This is a genomic window from Candidatus Coatesbacteria bacterium (assembly GCA_014728225.1).
In the GTDB taxonomy this organism is placed as follows: Bacteria; RBG-13-66-14; RBG-13-66-14; order RBG-13-66-14; family RBG-13-66-14; genus WJLX01.
The window spans coordinates 1-25337 of record WJLX01000050.1; the positions used below are offsets into that span (position 1 = coordinate 1).

Consider the following 25337-nt stretch of genomic DNA (forward strand, 5'->3'; position numbering starts at 1 on the left):
CCGCTCACGCTGGCTTCAAACGCAACTTCAGGCGCTTTATCAGAGAAGGGTCGTTCCGCTTCAAGCATCGCGACGACGAAAACACTCCCGACTACCCGCAGGATGCACTGCTCATCTGGTCCGCTCAGGTTACATGATGCCAAAGCTGATTGAGGGCGTCTCCGGCAGCGCTATGCGACGTTGAAGCCACGTAAGCCACGCCGCAGCAAGAACACCAACGTGCATGACCGGCTCGCTTCCAACCGCCGTTCTCAGCGATCAGTTATCGATATGCAGGGGTCCGCTGCCGGTGGGTGGCCCCTTAAGCAATATCAGTTAGGTCCGCCGCGCTCAATCCCGGGTCTCAGAGCGTGTCCGCAGCACGGTTATCAGGGCGCCGACGGCGGCCAGGGCGCCGCTGATCAGCACCCACCAGCTCTCGCCGTCGTACCTGCCCGCGGCCAGGGTGTTGACCAGAAAGACGACGGCGAAGGGCGGGTAGACCAGCCAGAAGGATCCTCCCAGCACCAGAGCGGCGCTGAAGATCAGCCCCAACAGGCCCAGGGTCGCCGCCAGCGAGAGGTCGGTGAACAGGCCGTCGACGAGGAAGCCCAGAAAACAGACCGCCCCGCCGGCGAGGATCGCGGCCAGACCGCCCAGAAATCCCGTCCCCAGCGAGCGTTCCACCGTCAGCGGCACCAGCCAGAAGCTTACCAGGGCGACGGCCAGGCTCATTGGCGCGAACAACAGAACGTACTTGACGATCACGCCGAATGACGGCGGGTCGGCGAGCAACAACTCGAGGGAGCCCGAACCGAGTATCCCCAGGGCCGTACCCGCGGCGACCAGGACGACGGAGCCCCACAGCAGGGAGCCGCGACGTCCTTGAAAGAGCTCCAGCCCGCCGCGCAACCCGCTAATCAGCGGCAGGACTATCCCCGCCCCAGCGACGAACAGCACCATGTAGCTGAGCAGGACCAGCTCGCGGTAGTCCGCCCCCAACACCCGACTCAACCATTGCAGCAGGCCCCAGAGGACCAGGAAAACCATCAACACCAGGATCACCCGACCCCAGCGCGGTCGCTCGCTGCTGCCTTCCATTAGTAGTTCATACCTCCGTCACAGTTTCGGTGATCCCAGGCTAAGAATCCGAACATGACCCGTCGGTGACACGACCCACGAACGTGGTGCGTTGCGTTTGGTCCGCTGCCGCCGGAACTGGCACGGTTTTTGCGGAGGCGGGGCGTTATCATCAAGTGTAGCGCCCGCCGAGATGCAAAAACCGTGCCAGTTCCGGCGGTTGTCGGTCGCCCACCGGCGGGTTACCGACGGGGCTTGTTCGAGGGACCGTCGGTTGTTCACTTGACGGCGATGGTCACCAGCTTGCCCGGTACGACCTTGAAGAATTTCACTTCTTTACCATCGGTGTAGCGGGCGACGTTTTCGTCGGCCAGGGCGATCTCGCGTATCGTTTCCTCGTCGGCGTCGGCGGCCACGGTTACCTGGCCGCGAATCTTGCCGTTGACCTGAACCGGCAGGGTGACGATGTCGGCCTCCAGGGCGTCCTCGTCCCAGGTCGGCCAGGGTCGGTCGTGGACCGAGGTGCTCTCGCCCAGACGGGCGTTGAGCTCCTCGCAGAGGAAGGGGGCGAAGGGCGCCAGCACGTCGACCAGGTCGCGCAGACAGGCGGCGACGACGGGATGGGCGCTTTCGGCGACTTCGCCGTGGGCCTCGTAGCCGTAGGTGTCGTTGACCAGCTCCATCGCCGCGGCGACGGCCGTGTTGAAGTGGATGCGCTCGATGTCCTTGGTGAACTTTTTGACTACCGCATGACGTTTTCGGTGTAGGGCCTTCAGCTCATCGTCCAGCGAGTCGGGATCGTACTCGGTCGAAGCCAGCTCCCAGCGGCCGTCGAAGAGCCGCCAGAGCCGGCTCAGGAAGCGATAGATGCCCTCGACGCCCTCCTCGGTCCACTCCATCTCACGGTCCGGCGGCGAGGCGAAGAGGGTGAAGATGCGCCCGGTGTCGGCGCCGTATTTATCGCAGACCGTATCGATGCCGACGACGTTGCCCCGGCTCTTGCTCATCGCCTTGCCGCCCAGGGTGACCATCCCCTGGGTGAACAGGCGCTTGAAGGGCTCGTCGACGGAGTGCAGGCCGGCGTCGCGCAGCGCCTTGGTGATGAAGCGGGCGTACATCAGGTGCAGCACGGCGTGGTTGATGCCGCCGATGTAGGTGTCGACGGGCATCCAGATGTCGGCCTGCTCTTTGTCGAAGGGCAGCTCGGCGCTGGGGGCGCAGTAGCGCAGGAAGTACCAGGAGCTGTCGACGAAGGTGTCCATGGTGTCGACCTCGCGCCGGGCGGGTTTGCCGCAGCGCGGACAGTCGACGGCCACCCAGTCCGCGGCCTCCTCGAGGGGGCTGATCCCCTGGGGGCGGAAATCGACCAAGTGGGGCAGCTCGACGGGCAGCTTCTCGTAGGGTACCGGCACCACACCGCATTTCGGGCAGTGAACGAGGGGGATCGGTGTGCCCCAGTAGCGCTGGCGACTGATGCACCAGTCACGCAGGCGGTAGTTGATCACCCGGCGACCGTAGCCCTCCCGCTCCATCATCTTGGCGATGTCGTCCAGCGCCGCCGTGCTCTCGCGGCCGTCGAAGGCGCCGGAGTTCGCCATCACCCCGGGCTCGACGTAGGCGTCGTTCATCGCGGCGGCCGTCAGGGTCTCCCCCGGCGGCATGATCACCGGGAGGATCTCCAGACCGTACTTGCGGGCGAAGGCGAAGTCCCGGGTGTCGTGGGCGGGAACCGCCATCACCACGCCGGTGCCGTATTCCAGCAGGACATAATTGGCCACCCAGATCGGCACCCGGCGACCGTTGACCGGATTGACGGCGTAGCGTCCGGTGAAGACGCCGACCTTCTCGGTCTCGTCGGCGGCGCGCAGGAAGCGGTCCTGGGCCAGCACCTCGTCGACGAATTGTTGCACCTCGGCTTCGTGTCCCGTTCCCTGCGCCAGCTTTTCGACCAGCCGGTGCTCCGGTGCCAGCACCACGTAGGTCATGCCGTAGACCGTATCCACTCGGGTGGTGAAGACGGAGAAGGCTTCGTCCAGCCCATCGATGGGCAGCTCGAACTCGACGCCCTCGGAGCGGCCGATCCAGTTGCGCTGCATGGTGCGCACCTGCTCCGGCCACTCGGGCAGCGCTTCGAGATCGTCCAACAACTCCTGGGCGTAGTCGGTGATCTTGAAGAACCACTGTTCGAGATGCTTCTGGGTCACCTTGCCGTCGCAGCGCTCGCAAAGCCCCCCGACGACCTGCTCGTTGGCCAGCACCGTCTGGCAGCTCGGACACCAGTTGGCCGGGCTGGCCTTGCGCTCCACCAGGTTCATCTCGTAAAGCTGCAAAAAGATCCACTGGGTCCAGCCGTAGTAGTCGGGCTTGGAGGTGTCGACCTCGCGGTCCCAGTTATAGGGGATCCCCAGGCGGCTCATGGCCTCCTTGAAGGTGGCGATGTTGGCCTGGGTCCACTCGTCGGGATGGATGTCGCGTTGGATGGCGGCGTTCTCCGCCGGCAGGCCGAAGGCGTCCCAACCCATCGGGTGCAGCACAGTATGCCCGTTGCGGTGGCGGTAGCGGGCGATGACGTCGCCGATGGCATAGTTGCGCGCGTGGCCCATGTGCAGCTTGCCCGAGGGGTAGGGGAACATATCGAGGACGTAGTACTTGTCCCGCGGCGGCTCCAGCCCCAGACGATCCGGCTGGGCGAATCGACAAAAACCCTCGCGCCAGCGGTGCTGCCAGCGCTCCTCCAAGCCGCGGGGATCGTAGTGCTCTGCAGGACTCATACTTGGACTCCGGGGGAAATGGCATGGGTGCCGCTGCTCAGGCCGGGTGTGGCGCGGTGACATCGACTGTGTGGTGCACCGGTGCCGGCGACCTTTGAAAACAGCCCTCGTCGTTTCGGCGGTCGTAGACTGCTCCACCGCCGGAACTGGCACGGTTTTTGCATCTCGGCGCCCGTTACGATTGATGCTAACGGTCGGCCTCCGCAAAAACCGTGCCAGTTCCGGCGGGGCGGCAGGTGGTTTTCACGGGGCGTTGGTTTCGTGTTTTCAAAGGTCGCCGGTGTGTTGTCGCAGATTGTACCAAACCGCCGTCCCGGGTTGTCGACGGCGGTTTTATGTAATGCGCGAAGAAGCTCTACCGGCCGTCAACCGTGGAGGGTGGGCGGCAGGGTAAGTCGGCGGCTGGCGCCGTAATCTTTGCTGGGTTTGACTGTAGATGTCTTCATGGTGGAGCAGCTCGGGTGGTTGTTTTCCGCTGCGGTGGCGGGCGCGTGGGCCTGAATATAGCCGACGTTCTCGTGGGTGTCAAGGCGGCGCTATTTCTTCTTCTTGTCGCCGTTGTCGTCTTTATTCTGGGGTTCGTCCCAGATGAGGATCGCGCCGCAGTTCTCGCAGTATTCGATTCCCTCGGTGCGGCGCACGCGCATGGACTTCGCGCTGGGGACTGAGACGAAGCAATTGGTGCAGACTCCGCCGGAGAGCTTGGCGACGGCGTGTTCGTGGTGGCGGCGGTAGAAGCGCTGGTAGTGCTGGAGGAGGTCCTGGCGGATCTTGGACTTCATTTCTTCTTTCCCGACGGCGATCTGTTCCAGCTCCTGGGAGATGCCGTGGATCTCCTCGGGGGAGAGTCCCTGCTCGCGCAGGTCCTCCAGCACCTCGCCGAGTCGGTTGAGCAGGCGGTCTACTTCCTGGAGTTTGGCGACTAGTTTTAGCTGTTCCTTCATTTGCTTCTCCCGCTTGATCACGGCGTCGGGCCGCTGCGTGTCTTCGCTTGATCGGAGGTTTGCCCCCGAGGCGGCCGTCTTCCCTTGGTAGCTGCTTTCCTAGTTTAGACAATTTTAGTCCCGGACGCCGTTAAATGCAAGCTGTTCAAAACCGCCACTTCCGTGAGACAACGGAGTCTCGTTTGCCGAGGCGGCACCGGGCGACGGGAACGTTGTCTTGCAGCATCCCTTCACCAATTCGGGTTGACGCCGGGGAAGTTTTACACTAATGTTTATCTGTCGGGTTTTACGTTGAACGATAAACAATGATCCAGGGTTCATTGTCAGATGGTTTTCGCCTATCCCCTCCAAGTACAACGGGTATCGGTGATTAATGAGCGCCGACCCGGCGTCGGGATCCACGGCGTTCAAATCCGACAACCCGGCCTCGAGCAACTACCGCGGTTCTTCTCACCCCCGCGGCCGGGAGCGATAAATGGTAAGCCGAGTACCCGCCGGACACCGCATCTTTTAAGAAACGTCGGCTCAAACCAACCCGGATTACGAGTAACACGGTCGGCGATGAGTAAACAGACGCCCCCTTGGACGGCGAACCGGTGGTAAACGCGGTTCCGTCGACTATGAGGCATCAACGAAGGGAGACCGACAGATGAAAAGGACTGTTGCACTGCTACTAGTATTGGCCCTCGGCAGCCTGGTTTTCGCCGCGGCGGGCATCTCGATACACTCGACCAATCCCCCGGCGGGTTCGGGTAACCTGGGCCTGGAGCCCCAACCGTTAATGGACCCCCAGGTCATCGTCACCGGCTCGACGATGTTCCTTGGTGCCGCCTGGTACTATCATTACAACAATGACGACGACGGCGATGACGATTACCAGGACGGGGAGATATATCCGGCCAACAGCGAGCCCCTGGAGCTGGTTTACAACTGCATGAACTATCTCATCGGAGAATCGGGCAGCGTGGCCTGTATGGGCGAGTTTTCACCCTACAGTCTCTCGGGACTGCAGACGGATTACTATATACCACGGTATGATCAGAACTACATGGAGTTTCTCGAGGAGAACCTCAACGGCACCAACCCGAACATGCCCAGCCCGCCCTTCAGCTGCAGTTACGACTTCGTCCAGGTCACCAACTCCGATCCCCTCACCGGCGGGGGCACTCCATACTATGATCTGCTGATGATCGGTGAGGAGTGGGCGCTCTACCCGACGAATTTCCTCCATGAGCGGGCGGAGTTGACCGCCTACGTCGCCGCCGGCGGCCGGATCATCATCGCCGGTTCCACCAAATCCGATCCGGTGACCGGCCAGCAGCTGATCTTCCTGCCGAAGGACCAGATCTGGATGTACGCCAGTACGGGACCCTTCAACCTCCCGCCGGTGCGGCCCGGACATCCGGTGGCCCAGGGGATCGATCGCGAGGAATGGGATATCCAGAACGAGATTTACGCTCACGTAGACAACTGGGACCAGCAGTATTACGTTGTCGTCTTCGAGGATGACGACGGCTATCCCACCCTACTCGTCGGCGATCTCGACGCCCAGGACGTGGCCCCGACAAGCTGGGGCGCCTTGAAAGCCTCGGTTTCCCAGTAGACCCGGCTTCCAGCTCGCTTTCGGGCTACCGGCGACGGTTTGGCGGATTGTAACCCCGCCAGGGCGTCGTCGGTTTTTCACCGGGTTTCCGTTGACTCGATCCGTCCAGACCGTGAGTGTTGCGGGCCGGCTCAGTCGATTGGACCTATCTAGATGGTCTCCCATTCAAACAGTAGTATGGCTTAACCGCAGCCTGAAGGCCCCTCGCTGAGACAGAGGCGCAACCACCGTCGGCGGTCCAGCCGACCCCTCAGCCTGCCGCAGCATCGAGCGGCCACGCCCATGTTCGCTGAGCAACTGCGGTGATTTGGCTCTGAGCCCTCGAAGCCTGTGTTGTCAATACACTCCCCCTGGTCCTTTCATGGTCGAGTTGACTAGGTGGTCTCTGACGATAACATCCGTCGGGACAACACCTTATCCATCGTCAGCGCTTCAGGAGTTAATCCTCAGCTCCAGGGCCAAGTCAGCCCGGATTGTCCTGGAGTTGGTGGTGAAGCTGAACTGAAGTAGCTATCCGACGCAATTATTGACGATTCGGCGGTTTAATCACCATTCCGCATTTGTTAAAGCTGCGGTTTACACTCATTTAACAATGTTTCGCACTTCGTTCATCCCGGACGGCCTGCGCCAATCCGGATCAGCCGACACTGGGTCAAGCTGCCGGGCGTGCATGGCAGACTCCCGGGGCACTATTCACTTTACCCGCCCTTTGCACCCAAGATCCGGCGCAATCTCCTGACGGATAGGCCTGCCCTGCGGTCCGGGACCAGTTAAAATGCGCTCATATCTCAAAACCGTTAACGAATTACCCAGTTATTAAAGAAACTAGTGCACCTTGCCCGCTACCTCCTCACCCCATCGCCGATATACCTGTTGCAAGCGTCACTTTTTCCCCCACCGCTTGGCGAAGGGATGAAAAATCGGTCCGGTGACACCTTGACAATGGCTTTCTCATCAGCTAAATTACTCTATGAATAAACGATGACAAAACCGAACTCCAACGAGCGAGGAGTGGATCATGTCGCGTCGTTTACTGTTGCTGTTTCTGTGTCTGGTCGTTCCCCTGTGGGCGGCTGGAGGGTTGTGCGTCAACTCCGCGATACCGCCGCGCACCGAGCAGGCGCCCCCGCAACCCAGTTGGGGTAAAGAGGACGACGTGGTGATCACCGGCTCGACGATGTTCATCGCCGCCGCCTGGTACTGCCATGAAACCAAAAACGGCGACGCATACCCGGCCAACCGCGAGGGATTGGATCTGGTTTTCAACTCCATGTTCTACCTGATCGGCAACACCGGCAACGTTGCTTGTATGGGCGACTTTGGTCAATACAGCCTTTCCGGTCTGCAGACCGGTTTCTACCTCGCAGATTACGATCAGAATTACATGGAGTTCGTCGAGGAGAACCTCAACGGCACCAACCCCAGCCTGCCCGGCAATCATCCCTACCACTGCAGCTACGATATGACCCAGATCACCAAGGACGATCCCCTGGTGCTCAACAATGAACCGCTCTACGATCTGCTGATGATCAGCGAGGAGTGGAAGATCGAAGACGGCGACAATTACCTGCACACCCGCCAGGAGATCAGTTCGTTCATCGCCGCCGGCGGCAAGGTGATCATCGCCGGCAGCACCAAGGTCGACTCGATCACGGGTACCCGCTTGAGTTTTCTGCCCAAGGATCAGATCTGGATGTTCGAGAGTGTGCTTGGCACCTTCCCCTTGCCCCCCGCCGATCCCGGTCATCCGATCGCCGCGGGGATCGACGAGGCAGAGTGGAACATCCAAAACGAGATCTTCTCCGTCATCCGCGACTACGACGAGAACTACTACTACAAGATCTTCAGCAACTCGAGCTTCCTCGATGGCAACTCCACCGTCCTCGTCGTCGGCGGCGACGAGTGGAGCGGGGTTCAGCCAACCTCCTGGGGGGCGCTCAAGGCCGGTCTGGCCGACTAGCAAGCCGTCAGTTGATCAATAACACCGGGGCCGACGGCCCCGGTTTTTTTAGCGGCATCGTCCACCCTGCTAGACCGACTCGCAGCGAATAGAGAGCAAAAGCTCAAATCGCGAAAACGGCTGAGAGAAGAGGGCTGGTAGAGGACATCTCGACCACTGTCGATAACGACTGCCTTCTGCAACTACTCGAGGAGCAACCCGAGACTGAAGGTGTTGAACCGTATAGTCTTGGTTACAAACCGCTTAGGTTGCTTGTGTCAATCTGTCACCGCCTCCCTGATAACCAGGCTGAGGTTGCGTTTGAAACCGCCGTGGTGGGCCTTTCGCCGGCGTTCGGCGTAGCCCCGGAAGTTCTCGAGGTCCTTGATATGCACCCTGCCAGTGGCCGGGGTCTTGTCATGATTGATGCGCCTGTGATGGAAGCCGTTGAATGAGACAGCTCGTTAGCGGCCTGTCAGCCGTCGGAGTGGACGCTCGAGTCCAGCTCGGCCTCCCGAGCCGCGGCGATGCGCTAGTGCTTGGCGACCGTACTGGGATGGACGCCGACCCTCTTGGCCTTCCCGGCTGCGGTTGCTTCAAGCCGAAGCAGCACGGCGATCAACCAGCGCTGTTCCAAGGCGCTCGCACGTCCGCCGCCCGTCGCCTAACCTGTAGTGATAGCGGTAGTTACACTTCGCACACTTGACGCGCCTGGCGGGATTACCCTTTGAGCCGGCGGCCACAGCGCCTCCTTTGCCCGTGACGTGGCGGCATCCCGTCAACTCTCGTGAAGACAAGACAATCACACATATGACGACCCATGGGCGTTAGGGTAGCCGAAAACCAACACCCCCCATTCAGGAGTCAATAGCTCCAGGAGTCAATGGCTCCAAAATACAATAGTAAGACTTCATTATTGAAGTAGCCGGGTCCGCTGCCAAGTGAACCCGGTTATTGACCCTTTGCCGCTTTGGAGCCCTGGCTAACCAGGCTCCCGGCCATAGCTGACGCCGGCCCGGTGGTTAGACCGGGTCGGCGATTTACTGCTTGACGGCACAGGCTTAATCCGCGTCGCGGACACCGAGCACGCTGTTGTAGATCCGCACCTCGTCGTTCTGCGGTCCGCGGCCTGTGGGATAATCCCCGGGGTCGCCGCTCTTGGGATCGCTGCGCAGGGCTCCGGCGCCGTGGACGTCGGTCCCCCGGTAGTCGACGGCCTTGCCGAAGCAGACGTAGACGGCGCTACGATAATCGTCGCCGTGGGTGGTCGCCGTCCAGCCCCAGACGTCGGGATCGCTGAGCTCGAAGAGGGGGTCCAGCGCCGGGTCGTTGCTGGAGTAGTCGATGATCGATTGCAGCTCCTTGGCGTCGGGCAGGCGCCAGTCGTCGAAGCCCGCCAGTTCGAGCCCCTCGGCGTAGGCCAGGGCCTCCTCCCAGTTGTAGCATTCACCGTCGTCGCCCCGCTGCCACATCAGCCCCGTCGATTGGTCGGTCAGCGTGCCGTCGCCGTTGTCGATGAAGACGCTTTCGCCGTAAGCCTCGCCCCGGACGCAGCGTACATAGGCCTCGAAGGGACTCCCGTCCGGGCCGTGCCGCGTCGGGTAGGCCTTGATGTGACCGTCGGCGAAATTGAAGCCGAAGGCCGCTTCATCGCCGGCGAAAACCAGGCCGACGTACAGATTGCTCGACCAGTACTGGCCGTCGATGTCCCGGTACGGCGGCCGGGGGTACTCGAAAGCGAAGTAGTCGGTGTCCAGATAGGGGGTCTGGGTCAGCATACCGCCGGAGAACAGGGCGATCGAAGTCAACTCCTCGATCGTCGGCAGGCGCCAGTCCTCGCAACCGGCCAGCTCGAGCTCCGCGGCGTAGTCGCCGGCCTCCTCCCAGCTCATCCGCCCGGCGAAGTCCTGTTGCCAGACCAGGCCGGTGTTGAGATCGGTCACCGTGCCGTCGCCGTTGTCCCGGTACGACGGCTGGACGCCGTCATACTGAGCGTCCTGTCCGTAGAAGGCCTCCCCGGAGCCCGGGGGGTTTATCGGGCCCGTGTTGTCGTAGCAGGTGCTCTGCTCGGTATCGACGACGGAACCGTCGCCCGCCGCCTCGCCGTCGCCCGCCGCGGCGACGCTGTCGCAGGCCGCGACCGCGAACAGGATCAGGGCCGGCAAGATGAACAGATATCGCCTGTTGGTGCGTCGCATCGGTATCCTCCTCGGATCGGGTTCAAACGCCTCGCGGCCGCTGCACCGCACCATCAGCTAAATGCAAGAAGTGTGCCAGTCGTTCATTATCAACAAGATGCGCAGTATGCACCCCGCGGAACGGCCCGTTGAGCCAGAACCGTGCATGATTTGCTGCGCCCAACGACCAGGGCCGGGCGCTGCGGGGCTCCGAGAACGTCCCGGACGCCCGGCTGAAGCGTCACCAGGCGATACAGCTTATGCTGCAGGCGGCGGCCCCGGCGCGGTTCTTGCCCGCGGGACGCCGACGGCGGACCGCGGAATGCAAGAACCGTGACGGGGCCGGGGCCGGGAAAGGGGAAAGCGCTGAGCGACGGAGGATAAAGCGCAACCGCGGGGGGTCGGCGAGCGGTCGGGAGGTGGGGGGACGACCGTCCGCGCGGAACTGAGGGTGGCTTGACGAGGAGAGCGGTTGTCTACCTACCTCCGGCCGACTCGACCACCGCCGGGGCGAAGGCGCCGTCGAAGCGCCCCAGACTGAACCGCCGGCCGTCGGTCTGCAGCACCGCCGCGCCGAGTTCGCCGACGTTGTACAGCCAGCAGCCGTGCTCGGCCAGGCGCCAGCGCACCGGCTCGTCGAAGGTGCCCGCCGACGGGAAGACCACGGCGTGTCCGGGACGCAGCGCCTCGAGGAGCTGGGGCGTCGTCCCGCTGAGCGAGCCGTGGTGGGGCACCTTGAGCAGGTCGACGACCTCGCCGGGCCAGCGTGACAGCAAGGCGGCTTCACCCTCGGCCTCGAGATCGCCGGTGAACAGGGCGCTGAAACCGCCGTAGTTCAGCAACAGCACCAGCGAGGCGTTGTTGGTGTCGTCGCCGGGGTAACCGACCGCCGAGTTCGACAGCACGGTCAGGCTCAAAGCGGGATCCCGCGTCGGTGGGCGGGTTCCGAAGGCCGGATGGATCACCGCGGCCCCGCAAGCCGCCTCGGCGCCGAGGTACTCGCTGAAGGCCGCCGTGCCCAGGACCTCCGGCGGGCGGTAGACGCGCTCGACGGTACAGTGTTGCAGTACTGGAACCAGTCCGGCGCAGTGGTCCTCGTCGGGGTGGGTCAGCACGACGGCGTCCAGCTCGTCGATGCCCCGCCGCCGCAGATACTCGGCGGCCGGATCGGCCCAATCCGCCCCGCCGTCGAGCAGGATCCGGTCGCCCGCCGGACTCTCGAGCAGGATGCAGTCCCCCCGGGCGACGTCGAAGAAGGTGAGCCGCAGCTCGTCGGGGTGGGCGGTTCGCAGCACCTGCACGGCCCAGAGGGTCAGGAGAACGGCGGCGGGCGCCAGAGCCCAGAGCCGCCGTCGGCGTTCGAGCTTAACCAGCAGCCACCAGGCGAGGCTCAGCAAGCCCAGGGTGCCCAGTACGAGCCACCACGAGGGCTGACGCACGTCGACGGTCAGCGGCGCCCAGGCCAGGGCCTCGCCGACCAGCCAGTCCAGGGCCCGCAGCAGGTGGGTCAGGGGGACGCCGAGCAGGGGCGCCGCCGCGCTCCAGGCGGCGGCCAGCAACAGATAGGGCAGGCCGACCAGCAGGATCATCCCCACCAGGGGGACGACCAGCAGGTTGAGCAGCATGCCCGCCAGGGGCACCCGGGAGAAGTGCAGGGCCAATAGCGGGAACAGCGCCAGTTGGGCGCCGCAGGTCGCCGCCAGGGGTTCGGCAACGAGGCCGGGCAGCCGCCGCCGTTTCAACCAGCGCGCCGTCCGCGGAGTGAAGGCGGCGATGCCCGCGGCGGCGGTGAAAGAAAGCTGAAAGCTGATGTCGGTTATCTGCAGCGGTTCGACGAGCAACAGCAGCAGTCCGGCGGCGGCCACCGAGGTGCCCAGGTGGGCCGGGCGACCCAGCAGGCGACCGCCGAGGTAGATCCCGGCCATCAGGCAGGCCCGCAGCGCCGGTGGGCGGGCCCCGGTCAGCAGGGTGAAGGCCGCGATCCCCACCAGGGCCAGCAGGTAGCGACCGCGACGCCTCAGCGGCAGCGTCCCGCCCAGGGCGAACAGCAGATAACCGACCAGGCCGACGTGGAGCCCACTGACGGCGAAGACGTGGAAGACGCCGGAGCGGCGGTAGCGCTCCAGCTCCTGCGTCGGGATACCCGAGCGGTCGCCCAGCAGCAAGGCACTTGCCAGGCCCCGGGCCTCCTCCTCCAGCGGCGTCAAGGCGTGAGCTGTCAGCCAGGCCCGCAGCCTGAGGAAGGCCTCCAGCGGCCCGACGGCCTCGCCGACCCGTTCGAGTCCGCTGACGTTCCTGGCCCAACCGGCCACGCCCCGGGCGCTCAGATACTCGCCGTAGTCGGGGACCAGGGGATTGGCCGGCGGGTCCACGCCGTCGAGGAACAGCGGTCCGTGGAGTAGCTCGCCGGGCCGCGGCGTCAGCTCCGGCGCGTCGTAGACGCCCAGGCTCAGGCGGGCGCCGCGCAGGTCGTCCAGGGCCGCCGGGGTGTGGACGATCTCGACGACGGCCCGGCAGCGCTCGTCGTCGACGTCGACGGGGCCGACCACCCGGACGGTCAGCTCGCTGGCGCCGCTCAGGGCCTCCAGCCGCGCCCGCTGGGCGGTCAGCTCGTCGTGGGCGGCGGCGTGGAGTCCCAACCCCGCCGCCAGCGAAGCCAGGGTGGCGGCGACGAGGGCCAGGTGTTTGACCGTTCGGCCCCAGAGCAGGATCAGGGTCAGGCCGGCCAGCACCCCGGCCGCGCCCACCGCGACGGGCGGATCCAGCCAGGCCGATGTTCCGGCGCCCAAAGCGCAGGCCGCCGCCAGCAGCACCAGGGGTGACGCCGGCGGCGGCCGTTCGGTTCTGCGGTAGGCCGGGCGGGTGTCGAAACCGCGCTGGTCCTCCCGCTCCATCGTCGCGCTACTTCCCCGAGCCGCTCTTCTTGGCCCGGCTCTTGCCGCGTTGCTTGCGGTAGTTGGCGCTGCGCTTGGCGATCGTCTGCCACTCGGCGGCCGGATCGAGCAATTCGCCCTTCTTGCGCACGTAGAGCCAGCGCCAGATGATGATCGCCACCCCGACCAGGGTGATGACGATGCTGATGATCTGGTTCTTGGACAGCAGGCCGCCCAGGGCTTGCATGTCGTCCTCGCGGTAGCGGTAGAACTCGATGAACAGGCGCCAGGCGCCGAAGAGGGCCACCATCAGGCCGAAGAGCAGGCCGTGGAAGCGCTTCCACTTGCGCTCGACCAGCAGCAGCAGGCCGAAGAAGGCGAAGCCGGCGGCGGATTCGAACAGCTGGGTCGGCAGGACCGGCGTACCCGGCAGGATGCCCGTTTTGATCGAGTACGCCGGGGCGTTGTTGGGGAAGACCACGCCCAGCCAGGAATCCGTCGGCCGGCCGAAGCAGCAGCCGTTGAGGAAGCAGCCGATCCGGGTGAAGCCCAGCCCCAGGGGTACCGCCGGGGCGATGATGTCGGTGATCTCCCACAGGGGCTGTTTCTTGACACGCAGGTAGACGAGCGAGCCGATTAAGGCGAAGATGAAACCGCCGAAGAGCATCAGGCCGCCGTCCCAGATGCGCAGCAGTTGCAGCCAGGGCTCGCCGGTGACGGCGTAGGCCTCGTAGTGGAAGGCGAAATGGAACAGCCGGGCGCCGATGACGGCCGACAGCAGGATCACCAGGGAGAGGTCGTAGACGTGGCGGGGATCGATACCACGATTACGCGCCCGGTTGGCCGAGACCAGCATGCCGACGATGAAGGAGGTCGCCAGCATCAGGCCGTAGGCGCGCAGGGTCAGCGGGCCACAGGTGAGGATGGTCGGTAGCATACCGGATTCTCGCTTTAGCTGTAGGCTGGGCGGTTGTCTGTTAGTTCAGCGGGATGCTTGTTGGAACCGGTGGGGAATGTTAATCTTGCCCATTGTAACACGAGGCCGGCCCGTCGGTGGGGTCGATTCCACCCCCGCGGCCGACACCGCCGTTTCTCCAATACAACAGGACCGCTATGACCCCCCGCCGGCCGTTGGGCATCACAGCCACTGTTCCCCTCGAGATCGCCCTGGCGGCGGGGCTGCGCCTGGTGGACCTCAACAATGCCCTGGTTCGCGGTCCGGACCCCGCCGGCGCCGTCGCCGCCGCCGAGGCCGACGGCTTTCCCCGCAACACCTGCGCCTGGATCAAGGGCATCTACACCACGATCAAGCGGCTGGGCCTCCAGCGCGTCGTCGGGGTGACCCAGGGCGACTGCTCCAACACCGAGGCCCTGCTGGAGTTGCTGACCGACGAGGGCGTCGAGACCGTGCCCTTCGCCTACCCGGCCTCGCGCGAGCCCGCCGAGCTGCGCCGGGCCATGGAGGGCTTCGCCGCCGACCTCGGTACCACCCTCGCCGCCGCCGAGGAGTGCCGCGAAGGCCTGCGCCCCCAGAGGGCCGGACTCGAACGCCTCGACGAACTCGTCGTCCGCGGCGAGCGTCGGGGGGTCGATTACTTCGAGCTGGCCCTGACCGCCACCGATTTCGGCGGTGACCCGGCCGCCTATCTAAACCGACTTGAAGAGGTCCTGCGCCACGGTCCGCCGCCGACGGCCCGCGGTCTGCGCCTGGGCTGCCTCGGCGTGCCCCCGGCCTTCAGCGACCTGTCCGAGCGCCTGGCCGACTTCGGCGCCGAGATCGTCTACTGGGAGATCCCCCGTCAGTTCACCATGCCCCACGACAGCGCCGATCTCGTCGCCCAGTACCGCGCCTACAGCTATCCCTACGGCATGGCCTTCCGCCTGCGCGACATCGCTCGCCAGACCGCCCGCCGCCGTCTCGACGGCCTCGTCCACTACGTCCAGGCCTTCTGCTTCCGCCAAATCGAAGACATACTGGTTCGGCGTATTTTGCCCGATGTACCCCTGCTGACGCTCGAAGGCGACCGCCCCGGTCCCCTGGACGGCCGGGACCTGCTGCGCCTGGAGAGCTTCTGCGAAAGCCTGCTGCTGGAGCTCTGAAGCGCCGCCGTAGGCGGGTTGACCGTCTCCGGTTCGCTCGGGCCCTCATCGACCTCAGACGCGGCGGTTCGGTGCTGTCGGCCGCTGCGTCACCCGGTCCTGGTATGTCGAGGGCCCCGGCCCCGTAGCGGCTCGGCCGGCGCACGTCACTGCCGCTCAACCGCAGGCGGCGCGACCCCCGGAGCGGATGATCTGGTGGGGTGCTCGGGGACGCTGCAGCCCCAGCGCACTCCCCGCCCCTTCAGCGATCCGCTTGCGAGCGCCGGGCGCCATCCCCGGCCTCGGCACAAGATCCCGACACATTGACAGGTCGGCGGCGCTGGGGTACGGTATCCGGGTCAAGAGTAAACAATGCTGAAAACGGCGCCGGGAAGACGATGCTCATCCTGCACTACACCCACGACCTGCCCCTCTCCGGTCCCCAGCGCGGCACGGCCGACGTCTGCGCCGGGCTGCGCGCGCGGGGCTGGCCCACGGCGGCGGCCAGCCTGACCGGCGACGGCCCGGCCCGAGCCTACTTCAACGCCCGGGGCCTCGAGGTCCACCCCGTCGGCCGACCCGCTGACTCCCAGCTCGTCCTGGGGTTCAAGCTGGCCCGCCTGGCCCGGCGCCTCGGCGCCACGGCCCTCCACGGTCACCCGGACCGCGTGCCGAGCTGGATCGCCGGCCTGCTGACCGGCCTGCCCGTCTTCATCACCTTCCACCGCTACGGTTTCGACGGCCGGGCCATCCGTCTGCTGACCCGGCTGGCCGCCCCGGCGACGGCGGGCTTCGGCGCCGTCAGCCGCCGGGTGCGCCGCTACGCCGTCGACCGCGTCGGCCTGCCCGCCGACAAGGTCGTCTACATCCCCAACGGCATGGACACCGAGCGCTTCCACCCCGGCTTCATGAGCCGGGAGCGGGCGCGTCGCGAGCTGGAGCTGCCCGCCGAAGCCCCGGTGCTGTGCTACGTCGGTCGTCTGGCCCATCGCAAGGGCCTGGCTCCGGCGCTCAAGGCCCTGGTCCGGCTGGAGGGGGCCGTTCTCGTTCTCGTTGGCGACGGCGACTACCGCGACGAGTTGGAGCGCCTGGCCCGGCGGTTGCGGCTGGGCGGGCGTCTGCGCTTCACCGGCCGCCTGGCCGATCCCCGTCCAGTCTACGCCGCCAGCGACGTCGCCGTGGCCGTCGGCCGCGGCGAGAGTTTCAACCGCGGGCTGGTCGAGCCGTTGCTGATGGGCATTCCCGCCGTGGGCCTGGCCCAGGGCGGCGTACCCGCCGTGGTGCCCCGGGAGTGCTGGGAGCTGCTCATCCCGCGCTACGAGGCGGAGCTGCTGGCCGCCAAGCTGCGCGAGGTGCTGGCCGATCCGGTCCGCTACCGCCGCCTGGCCGCCCTGGCCGCCGAGCGCGTGCGCGTCGAATTCACCGTCGCGGCGATGGTCGAGGCCCACGCCCGGCTCTACGAACGGGTCCTGTTGCGCGGCCTGCCGCCCTCCGCCGAGCCGGCCGGCCGACGCTTTCCCCGCTTCCCCGGCGCCGTCGACCCCGACGTCACTCCACCGCGGCTGCCCTGCGAAACCATCGACGTCGTCGGTTACACCCTTGACGAACGCCCGCCGAAGACCTAATATCGCTCCACGTCGGTCATCCTAGCCGGGGCGCCAGCGGTGCCCTCCCGCCGGAAACCCGCTATATGCCGGGGCGAACGCCCGGTGAGGCGCAGGCGGGCTTCGGGGCGTCGGGTGAGCGAAGCCGTGAAGGTCTGGACCGTCGCATCCGGGTACTCCCGAACCCCGTCAGGCCCGGGAGGGAGCAGCGGTAGGGAGCCGCCCGGAGTGCCGGCGAACATCTGGGCTGGAGCCGAGCGAGCCCGGCGGCGCGGAGTTGCGCACGTCGAGCCGGTGCCGGATGACCGCCGTGGGGCCCGCCAGGGCCCCGCCTTTTTATCTCTGACCTTTACGGTGGTTGTTGACCAGCCGAGACCGGCCGAACGCCTCGCCCCTCCCAGCGCCGGCGCCGCCGCTCAGAACCAGCCGCTGCGGGTCTAATTGCTTCAGCGGACTCCCTGGCAGAATGACATGGTCCTTTTCAAGATGAGCAGGGGCAATTATCGCCGCCGACGGCGCGCAATACTGTGATTTTGATAGCATTCTCCGGCCTTGGCTTAACTGGATCGGCTGAGTTAAGATAAAATCAAGTAGTATTTTGCCACCCCAACGTCACCACGTAGACGAGGGCGATGAAACCGTCAATCCTCCACCCCACCCCGGATATCGACACCCCCATGCGACTGCCTCAGGGTACGCAAATCCTCTCCGAGCTGAGTCCCCTGCAGGGCGGGCTGGACCAGGTGCTGCGCATCCTCTCCGCCGGCGCTTTCTCGGGCTATCTACAACTGACCGACGGACGCTGCGCCGGCAGCGTCATCCTCGGCGCCGGCCGGCCGATCTACGCCCGCTGGTCCAGCGGGCGGGAATTGGTCTGCGAGGGCGTCCACGCCGCCTCCCACCTGGCCCAACGGGCCGACGGAATGCGGTTGCGCGTCGTCCAGTTGGACAAGAAACGTTTCGACTACGCCCGGATCATCGCTCAGGCCGAAGCCGCCGGTCGCGGCCTGACCCCGGTCTGCGACGAGCTGACCCTGTTCTACTCCCGCCTGGTTCGTGGCAACCGCAGCGGTCTGATCCAGATGTACAACGAGCGCAGTGAGTACTACATTCACATCAACCGCGGTCAGATCGTCGACAAGCCCTCCAGCCTCGACGAGGCTTTCGATCGCTTCCGCTCCGCGCGCGATTACCTCATCGATGTCTACAACTACCGGCCGGAGCGGCTGCTCTTCCAGGAGCTCGAGGTCGCCGACTTCGACCCCGGTCGGCTGAAGAAGCTGTTCATCGAACAGCTCAACGCGGAGTTCGGCTACCGCGCCAAGGCCCTGGTGGATGAGATTCAGGCCGGAACCGTGGGCCTGCACAACGCCGAGGATTGGCTGGAACGGATCGAGAAGTTCCTGCGCCAGTTCATCTGCAGCCGCCCGGCAGCGCGGAGCTTCACCGCCGGCCTGGCCCGCGGGCTGCCCGATGACGAATGAGCAAGGGATCACACACGATCATGGACCAATCAGGCTGTTGTTGGGGTAGTCTAGCCTGCCGGGATCGTTTCTGTGGTTGAAGCTGAACTCCATCTCCCTGATGAAGAGACTGAAGTTGCGCTTGAAACCGCCGTGGTGGGCCTTTAGCCGGCGTTTGGAATAGCCCCGGAAGCTCTCGAGGCCCTTGATATGCACTTTACCATTGACCGGGGTCTTGTCATGATTGATGCGCTTGTGGTGTAATCCATTGAGCGACGGCCAGTTACAGACCTTCCAGCCGTCGGAGTATACGATCGATTCCACCTCGAACTTCTCCAGTTCGGCCTCCCGAGCGGCGGCGATGCGCTCGCCAATGATACGCTCGTACTTGGCGAGCGTACTGGGCTGGACGCGAGCCTTCTTTGCCGTCCTGGCCGCGGTTACTTCAAGCCACAACAGCACGGCGATCAACTCGCGCTGTTCTAAGGCGCTTACACATCCGCCGCCCGTCGCCAAACCTCTACTGATAGCGAAAGTTAAACTACGCACACTTGACGCGCCTGTCGGGATTACCCTTTGAGCCGGCGGCCACAGCGCCGCCTTTACTTGTGGCATGAAAGCATCCTGGTAACTCTCGTGACTACAAGATTATCACAATATATGATGATCCATAAGCGTTAGGGTATCCCATGAGCAATTCCTGCCGCCTGACCCTCTACCCCGCCTTCGACCGCGCCGTCACCATCAAGCGCCACAACCGCTTCGTCGCCGGGGTGCGCCGTCCCGACGGCGGCTGCGAGGACGTTCACGTTCCCAATTCCGGCCGTCTGCCCGAGCTGTTCACCCCGGGGCTGCCCTGCCTGCTGGTGCATTACGGCGGCGCGCGCAAGTATCCCTCCAGCGTGGTCGCGGTGTATTACGACGACGCCTGGGTGCTGATCGACACCCAGGCCACCAACCGCATCGCCGCTGAGCTGCTGCGGCGCGGTCTGTTGGAGCCCTTCGCCGGCTACGGCGCCGTGCGCGCCGAGGTCGTGCGCAAGCCGCCGGGCCATTCGGGCTCGGTCAAGGGCCTGCCGCGCTTCGACTTCCGCCTGGACGACCACGCCGCCGGCCGACCGCCCTGCTGGCTGGAGGTCAAGAGCGTCACCCTGGCCCTCGACGGCACGGCCCTGTTCCCCGACGCCGTCACCAGCCGCGGCGCCCGACATGTTGAGGAGCTGGGCGGGATCGCCGCCGCCGGGCACGAGGCCGCCGCCCTGCTGTTCCTCGTCCAGCGGGCCGATCCGCGGCGCTTCGCTCCCAACGACGCGACCGATCCCGCCTTCGGCGCCGCCCTGCGCCGGGCCGTCGAGCGGGGGCTGGAGGTCCACGTCCGCCGCCTGCGAATCGAACCCTGCGCCGAGAACGGCGGCCCCCTCGAGGTCGTCCTCGACGGTCATCTGCCGCTGGAGCTGAGCCGCGGCAGCTGATGCTCCGGCCGCTGTTCCTTAACCATCCCGCCGCTTGCGTCCCGCGCCCCGGGGAACTATAATTCCAGCGATGTTTCACTCCGATGAGCAGATGAGAAAAAGACTCGTCCCAGCTTTGCTGCTAGTCGCGTCCCTGGCCGTTCCCGCGACGGCCGGCGACCTGGAGGATCGCGCCCTGGTCTATATCTCCAGCGATCGCACCAGCGCCGGAGCCGCGGTGATGATCCTCGAACTGGCCCTGCCCCTGCTGCCCCGGCCGCTGACCCCGGCCGTCGACGAGGACGGCGAACCCAACCTGGCCACCAACGCCAGCCTGTCCCCCGACGCCCGCACCGTGGCCTTCGAGGCCGGCGGCCTGGAACCGTCCAGCCTGGAGATCTACCTGACCGAGATCGACCGCCCCGGCGTCTACCGCAACTTCACCCGCAACAGCGCCGCCGACACCGCCCCGGCCTGGAGCCCCGACGGTACCATGCTGGCCCTGATCTCGGACCGCGACGGCACCCCGGACCTCTACGTCGTCGATACCGGCACCGGCGAGCTCAGCCGGCGGCTGACCAACTCCGTCGCCCGGGAGTCAGATCCGGCCTGGCACCCCGACTCGGTCCGCCTGGCCTACGTCAGCGACAGCGACGGCGACAAGGACGTCTACCTGACCGACGCCGTGGGGAGCTTCCACGAGCGCCTGACCGACAACGAGTGGTCGGACAGCGATCCGGCCTGGCACCCCGACGGCAGCCGACTGGCCCTGGCCACCACCGTCCCCGGCGAGCGCTCCGCCGCCGGTGACACCAATCTCGACATCGTCATCCTCGATGTCGACAGCGGCGGCGTCGAGTACCCGGTGCGCTCGGCCGGCCGCGACATCAACCCCGCCTTCAGCCCCGACGGTCGCTATCTGGCCTACGCCTCGGACCGCAACGGCGATTACGAGCTGTTCGTCTACGATCTGGAAACCGGCTTCGAGAAGCAGGTGACCTTCAACGACGCCGCCGACGACCTCTTCCCCCTCTGGCTGGAGGAGCGCTGATGGAGACTCCGCCGCGCGGAACCGCTCTGCTCCTCCTCGGGCTGCTCGCCGCTCCCGCCGCCGCCGCCGACGCCCCGGCCCTGGTCTTCAGCCGCTCCAGCGGCGAGGGCGTCGACGTCGTCGCCGTCAGCACCGCCCGACCGCGCCGCGTCGTCGCCCTGCTCACCGACACCGGCGACAACTGGTACCCCCGCGCCGCCGTGTCGCCCGACGGCCGCTACCTGGCCTACGTTACCGACCAGCCGCTGCAGCGCGGTCGCGACTTCACCGCCGAGTTCGGCAACGGCGCCCAACTGATGCTCTACGACCGCCGGCGCGACGAGCTGACCCACCTCGATCACGGCGGCTTCGGCGCCGACCGGCCCGCCTTCAGCCCCGACGGCGACTACCTGGCCTTCGATCGTCAGGACGCCGGCGGCGACTGGGACATCTACCGCCTCGACCTCGACGGCGGGCCCCCGCAGCCCCTCAGTGACGAGGAGATCTTCGAGGAGGCCGCCGCCTTCTCCCCCGACGGACGCGCCATCGTCTACTGCGCCGGGGAGCTCGAGGCCCTGCAGCTCCAGTATCTCGACCTGGTCACAAGCGAGCGCCGGACCTTGACGAGGGGCGGCGTCTCCAACCTCGACCCCGCCTTCTCCCCCGACGGCGCCGCTATCGTCTACGCCCGCCGCGAGGGCGGCGAGACCGACCTCTACGTCATGGGACTCACGGGCGACGCGGGAGCCCGCCGGGTGGCCGAACTGCCCGGCGATCAGCGCTACCCCAGCTTCTCCCCCGACGGCGAGTTCATCGCCTTCGCCACCTACTACCCCGACGGCGGCTCGGACATCTACCTCATCGACGCCCGGGGCTGGGGTCCCCCGGTGCGGGTGACCTCGACCCTGGCCCGGGAGACCTATCCCGCCTGGATCGAGCTGGACTAGCGCCCCGCCGCCTTCGGCTCCGCCTCGACCGCCCCGCGGTCCGCCACCCCCCAAGGAGAACACGATGCGCAAATTACTGCTCTCGGCCGCCCTGGCGGCTCTACTCCTCGTCGGCGCCTGCGGACCGCAGCGCACCTCGGACCTCTACGTTTTCGCCTCCAACCGCGACGGCGGCACCAACCTCTACACCGCCAAGCTCTCCGCCGCCGAGCTGCGCCCCGTGACCAGCGACCTGGGCCCCGACTTCCTGCCCCACGCCTCGCTGTGCCCCAGGGGCGAGCGGATAGCCTTCGTCTCCGATATCGACGGCGACGGCGAAATCTACCTCTGCGACCTCGACGGCTCCAACCGTCAGAAGCTCACCGACAACGGTGACGGCGAGGATTGCCCCTGCTTCACCCCCGACGGCCGCATCCTCTTCGACTCCGACCGCAGCGGCGACTGGGAGATCTGGATCATGAACGCCGACGGCTCCGAGCAGCGCCGCCTGACCGACTCCCCGGGCCTCGACGAGGACGCCTGCATGAGCCCCGACGGCCGTAAAATCATCTTCTGCTCCGAGCGCGACGGCTACCGCAACCTGATGCTGATGAACGCCGACGGCTCCGACCCCGTCGCCCTGTGGGGCGACGGCTACTCCTGGATCGGCGATCCCTGCTTCCACCCCGCCGGCGACCGCGTGGCCTTCTCCACCGACACCTACGGCGACGAGGACGTCGTGGTGATGGACCTCGAGGGCGGCCAGCCCATCGATCTGACCTACGATTCCTCGATGGCCGACCGCTTCCCCCACTACTCCGCCGACGGCTCCCAACTGCTCTACGCCACCGACTACGACATGGACTGGGAAATCTGGATCATGAACGCCGACGGCACCGGCAAACGCCAACTCACCAACAACGAGGACGTCGCCGACTACCTCCCCGCCTGGTAGGTGGGCTGGAGGGGCTGGATTCGGGGCCGGACCGCCGGGGGTCATCCACGAAAAACCGGCACCAAGTCGACCGACACCCCGCCCGGTGGGCTGGAGGGGCTGGATTCGGGGCCGGACCGCCGGAGGTCATCCACGAAAAACCGGCACCAAGTCGGCCGACACCCCGCCTGGTGGGTGGGCTGGACGAGGGGGTAAAGGCCCCCACAGGGTGAACACCGATTGCGCCAGGACCGTCCCAGTGGCCGGTCCTGGCGTATACAATAACCGCGGCAACGACTGTCCCCAGCAGCCCGCTTCTCTACCGCCAAAACTACCGGAGCGACGGCTGCCCCCATTCCCTGGGGCGGGAGCTCCGGGCCCCGCCTGGTATTGGATTAGCCGGTCCGTCAACACCGGCCAACGGCGCTGCGCCTCCTCGCATCCTTGGGGAACGGACCGGGGGAGGGGCAACCGGCCGCCCGTGGGTCGTTTAGCAAAACGCCCTGACGTTACCGCACGGCGATAACCCAGGGCCGGCGGGCGTTTTTGCGACGACGGAGCCCCGGAGCTCCGTCGTCGATGCAAAAACCCTGCCGGCCCGGGAAGCGTAAAAAAAAGCTCGCAGGCTCCGCAGGCCTAAGATAAAGCGACCCTCGATTGGTAACATCTCGGGCCGCTCGGGAATGGCCGGCTTCACAGCGAAAACCGCCTTTCCTCAAGGCGGTGCCCCGCCGCGCGGTAGTTAACTAAAACCGCCGGGCGGGATGCCGGCTCCCGGCCCGGCGGGCGCAGCTCAGGCGAAGGCGTCGTCGCTGCGTGGCTCAGCCACGCTGCTTCATCAGGTCCATGTCCTCCAGCAGGGCCTCCAGATCGTCCTCGTGCTCGATCTCGTCCTCCAGGATGCTCTGGGCGATGTTGTAGGTCGTGCGGTCCTTGTCGTAGACCATGTCGGAGAGCTTCTGGTAGACGTCGATGGCGCACTGCTCGGCCTTGATGTTCTGCTCGATGACCACCCGGACGTAGGGGTCCGTCGGCGGCTCGTAGCCGCAGTTGGTATGGTCGTACCAGGCCCGGGGCTCCAGCAGCGGGGTGCCGCCGAGCTGGGCGATACGGTCGGCCAGCAACTCGGCGTGACGCAGTTCGTCGTTCGCGTGCTCGACGAGCTCGGCGATGACGTTCTCGCGCATCGGTCCGGCGACGATCTTCGAGGCCACCCAGTACTGGTAGTAGGCCAGCCACTCGTCGGCCAGGGCCTTGTTCATCACGACGAGGAGTTCATCGACATCCACGCCGACGATGGCGCGTCCACGGGTTCCCATCCTGTACCTCCTGGATCTGGGGCTCGTTGTCAGCGAAAAACGACTTATTGATAATAACACCGGCGGCGGCTTGAGGCAATTGTCACACCGCAGCCCCGTCCGGGGCCGCTTGGCCGCGCCGCGGAACCGCACCGGGATGACAAAGACGGTCCGGCGGTGTAGAATCGGCCCATGCGATACCCGCCGCCGCCCGAGAGCGCCCGCCACCTGGACCTCGACGAGTTCCTCGCTGGTGATGAGCCGTCCGCCCGCCACGCACCGCCCGACTTCGCCCTCTCTGCGCGGGAAGACGATCGCCGGGAGTCCGAGGATTTCCTCACTCGAGCCCACTGGCTGCTGGAGTACGATCTGCGGGGAACCGACGACTGGGTCGACGAGAGCAACCCCCTGGAGCGGGACACCGCCCAGCGTCGACGCCGCCTGGTCGAACTGGCGCCGCCCCGGGAACACTGCCTGCTCTGCGCCGAGCCGGCGGCGCGGACCGTCGGCGTCAACTTCGGCGGCCGCCACCTGACCATCGAGGCCCGGGGAGAGAAGGACGCCCGCATCGAGCGCAGCTTCGAGCTGCCCCTCGAGCTGCCCTACTGCGCCGCGCATTACGACGAGTTCTTCGGCAAGGACCTGCGCGAGCTGCTGGCCACCACCGAGCCCCGCCTGCCCGACGGCGGCCGGGGCTTCCAGCCCGACCGGGACTGGCGGGCCGCCGTCAACCGCCTGTCGACCCCCGGGGTGATGCTGGAGGCCCTGTTCGACGACGACCGGCGGGGCTTCCGGCTGCGCTGGCGCTTCCACCGGCGCGGCTATCTGGAGGCCTTCGTCGCCGCCCGACGGGAGGGGCTGGCGGAGCTCGATCCGCTGCTGCTGCGCATCGATGAGCTGAGCCTGGCCGAGGCCGAGCTGCGCCGCCGGCTGGTGCCGCCCCGGCGTACGGCCTACGCCCTGTCCGGCGCCGTCGGCGGAGCCCTGCTGGCCTGGCTGGCCACCGCCAGCCCCGGTTGGCCCGGCTGGCTGACCTGGCTTTTCGGCGCCGGGGGAGCCGTCGGCCTGGCCGTTTTCCTCCACGATCTGCTGCGACGCGGGCGTCTCCGCCGCCGGCTGGAACACCTGTTACGCAGCACCTGAGGGGCCGGACGTATTGTCCACCCCGGCGGCCTCTGCTATACTC

General features: G+C 66.1%; 18 protein-coding genes and 1 other RNA gene. 11 read left to right on the forward strand and 8 right to left on the reverse strand.

Features of this window, described 5'->3' with window-relative positions; all coding sequences use genetic code 11:
* Positions 1-330 precede the first annotated feature (330 nt).
* The 3 genes from GF399_03660 to GF399_03670 form a co-directional block, all read right to left on the reverse strand.
* Complete coding sequence (locus GF399_03660; protein ID MBD3399410.1) at positions 331-1080, reverse strand: hypothetical protein; 750 nt, start codon at positions 1078-1080, stop codon at positions 331-333.
* Between the two features lie 257 nt (positions 1081-1337).
* Positions 1338-3830 (reverse strand): leucine--tRNA ligase, encoded by a 2493-nt coding sequence (locus tag GF399_03665; GenBank protein ID MBD3399411.1) that lies wholly within the window; start codon positions 3828-3830, stop codon positions 1338-1340.
* 536 nt (positions 3831-4366) lie between these two features.
* On the reverse strand, positions 4367-4774 hold the full coding sequence (locus GF399_03670; protein MBD3399412.1) for a hypothetical protein: 408 nt from the start codon (positions 4772-4774) through the stop codon (positions 4367-4369).
* Between the two features lie 649 nt (positions 4775-5423).
* On the opposite strand from GF399_03670, the gene GF399_03675 reads away from it, so the two are divergent.
* Both GF399_03675 and GF399_03680 read left to right on the forward strand, forming a co-directional pair.
* Positions 5424-6377: a hypothetical protein gene (locus tag GF399_03675; GenBank protein MBD3399413.1), complete on the forward strand. Its 954-nt coding sequence runs from the start codon at positions 5424-5426 to the stop codon at positions 6375-6377.
* 1018 nt (positions 6378-7395) lie between these two features.
* Entirely contained in the window at positions 7396-8337 is a 942-nt protein-coding gene (locus GF399_03680) for a hypothetical protein (protein MBD3399414.1), read from the forward strand.
* A 1040-nt stretch (positions 8338-9377) separates the two neighbouring features.
* Here GF399_03680 and GF399_03685 read toward each other — a convergent pair.
* The 3 genes from GF399_03685 to lgt form a co-directional block, all read right to left on the reverse strand.
* Positions 9378-10514 (reverse strand): DUF1566 domain-containing protein, encoded by a 1137-nt coding sequence (locus GF399_03685; GenBank protein MBD3399415.1) that lies wholly within the window; start codon positions 10512-10514, stop codon positions 9378-9380.
* 455 nt (positions 10515-10969) lie between these two features.
* Positions 10970-13387, reverse strand: coding sequence for a DNA internalization-related competence protein ComEC/Rec2 (locus GF399_03690; GenBank protein ID MBD3399416.1), 2418 nt, complete (start codon positions 13385-13387; stop codon positions 10970-10972).
* A gap of 7 nt (positions 13388-13394) precedes the next feature.
* Entirely contained in the window at positions 13395-14303 is a 909-nt protein-coding gene (gene lgt / locus GF399_03695) for a prolipoprotein diacylglyceryl transferase (protein ID MBD3399417.1), read from the reverse strand.
* Between the two features lie 176 nt (positions 14304-14479).
* Between lgt and GF399_03700 the strand changes: the two genes are divergently transcribed.
* From GF399_03700 to GF399_03715, 4 genes are all read left to right on the forward strand, one after another.
* Entirely contained in the window at positions 14480-15466 is a 987-nt protein-coding gene (locus GF399_03700; protein ID MBD3399418.1) for a 2-hydroxyacyl-CoA dehydratase, read from the forward strand.
* Positions 15467-15843: 377 nt separating this feature from the next.
* Complete coding sequence (locus GF399_03705) at positions 15844-17070, forward strand: glycosyltransferase (GenBank protein MBD3399419.1); 1227 nt, start codon at positions 15844-15846, stop codon at positions 17068-17070.
* A 131-nt stretch (positions 17071-17201) separates the two neighbouring features.
* Positions 17202-17301, forward strand: an RNA gene (ffs, locus tag GF399_03710) — signal recognition particle sRNA small type.
* Positions 17302-17681: 380 nt separating this feature from the next.
* A complete protein-coding gene (locus tag GF399_03715; GenBank protein MBD3399420.1) occupies positions 17682-18533 on the forward strand; it encodes a hypothetical protein in 852 nt (283 codons plus the stop codon).
* An 18-nt stretch (positions 18534-18551) separates the two neighbouring features.
* Here GF399_03715 and GF399_03720 read toward each other — a convergent pair whose 3' ends face one another.
* Positions 18552-19127, reverse strand: a complete 576-nt coding sequence (locus GF399_03720) for a hypothetical protein (protein ID MBD3399421.1) — start codon at positions 19125-19127, stop codon at positions 18552-18554.
* A gap of 74 nt (positions 19128-19201) precedes the next feature.
* On the opposite strand from GF399_03720, the gene sfsA reads away from it, so the two are divergent.
* The 4 genes from sfsA (at position 19202) to GF399_03740 (ending at position 22874) form a co-directional block, all read left to right on the forward strand.
* On the forward strand, positions 19202-19984 hold the full coding sequence (sfsA, locus tag GF399_03725; GenBank protein MBD3399422.1) for a DNA/RNA nuclease SfsA: 783 nt from the start codon (positions 19202-19204) through the stop codon (positions 19982-19984).
* Between the two features lie 70 nt (positions 19985-20054).
* Entirely contained in the window at positions 20055-21014 is a 960-nt protein-coding gene (locus GF399_03730; GenBank protein ID MBD3399423.1) for a hypothetical protein, read from the forward strand.
* Entirely contained in the window at positions 21014-21940 is a 927-nt protein-coding gene (locus tag GF399_03735; protein MBD3399424.1) for a hypothetical protein, read from the forward strand. Before GF399_03730 ends, GF399_03735 begins: the two co-directional genes overlap by 1 nt.
* A 64-nt stretch (positions 21941-22004) precedes the next feature.
* Entirely contained in the window at positions 22005-22874 is an 870-nt protein-coding gene (locus GF399_03740) for a hypothetical protein (GenBank protein ID MBD3399425.1), read from the forward strand.
* Between the two features lie 800 nt (positions 22875-23674).
* Here the strand turns inward: GF399_03740 and GF399_03745 are convergent.
* The gene (locus GF399_03745; protein ID MBD3399426.1) at positions 23675-24172 is read right to left on the reverse strand and encodes a ferritin; all 498 of its coding nucleotides are present in this window, start codon (positions 24170-24172) and stop codon (positions 23675-23677) included.
* A gap of 171 nt (positions 24173-24343) precedes the next feature.
* Here GF399_03745 and GF399_03750 point away from each other — a divergent pair, with 171 nt between their 5' ends.
* The gene (locus GF399_03750) at positions 24344-25294 is read left to right on the forward strand and encodes a hypothetical protein (GenBank protein ID MBD3399427.1); all 951 of its coding nucleotides are present in this window, start codon (positions 24344-24346) and stop codon (positions 25292-25294) included.
* The last annotated feature ends 43 nt before the right edge of the window (positions 25295-25337 follow it).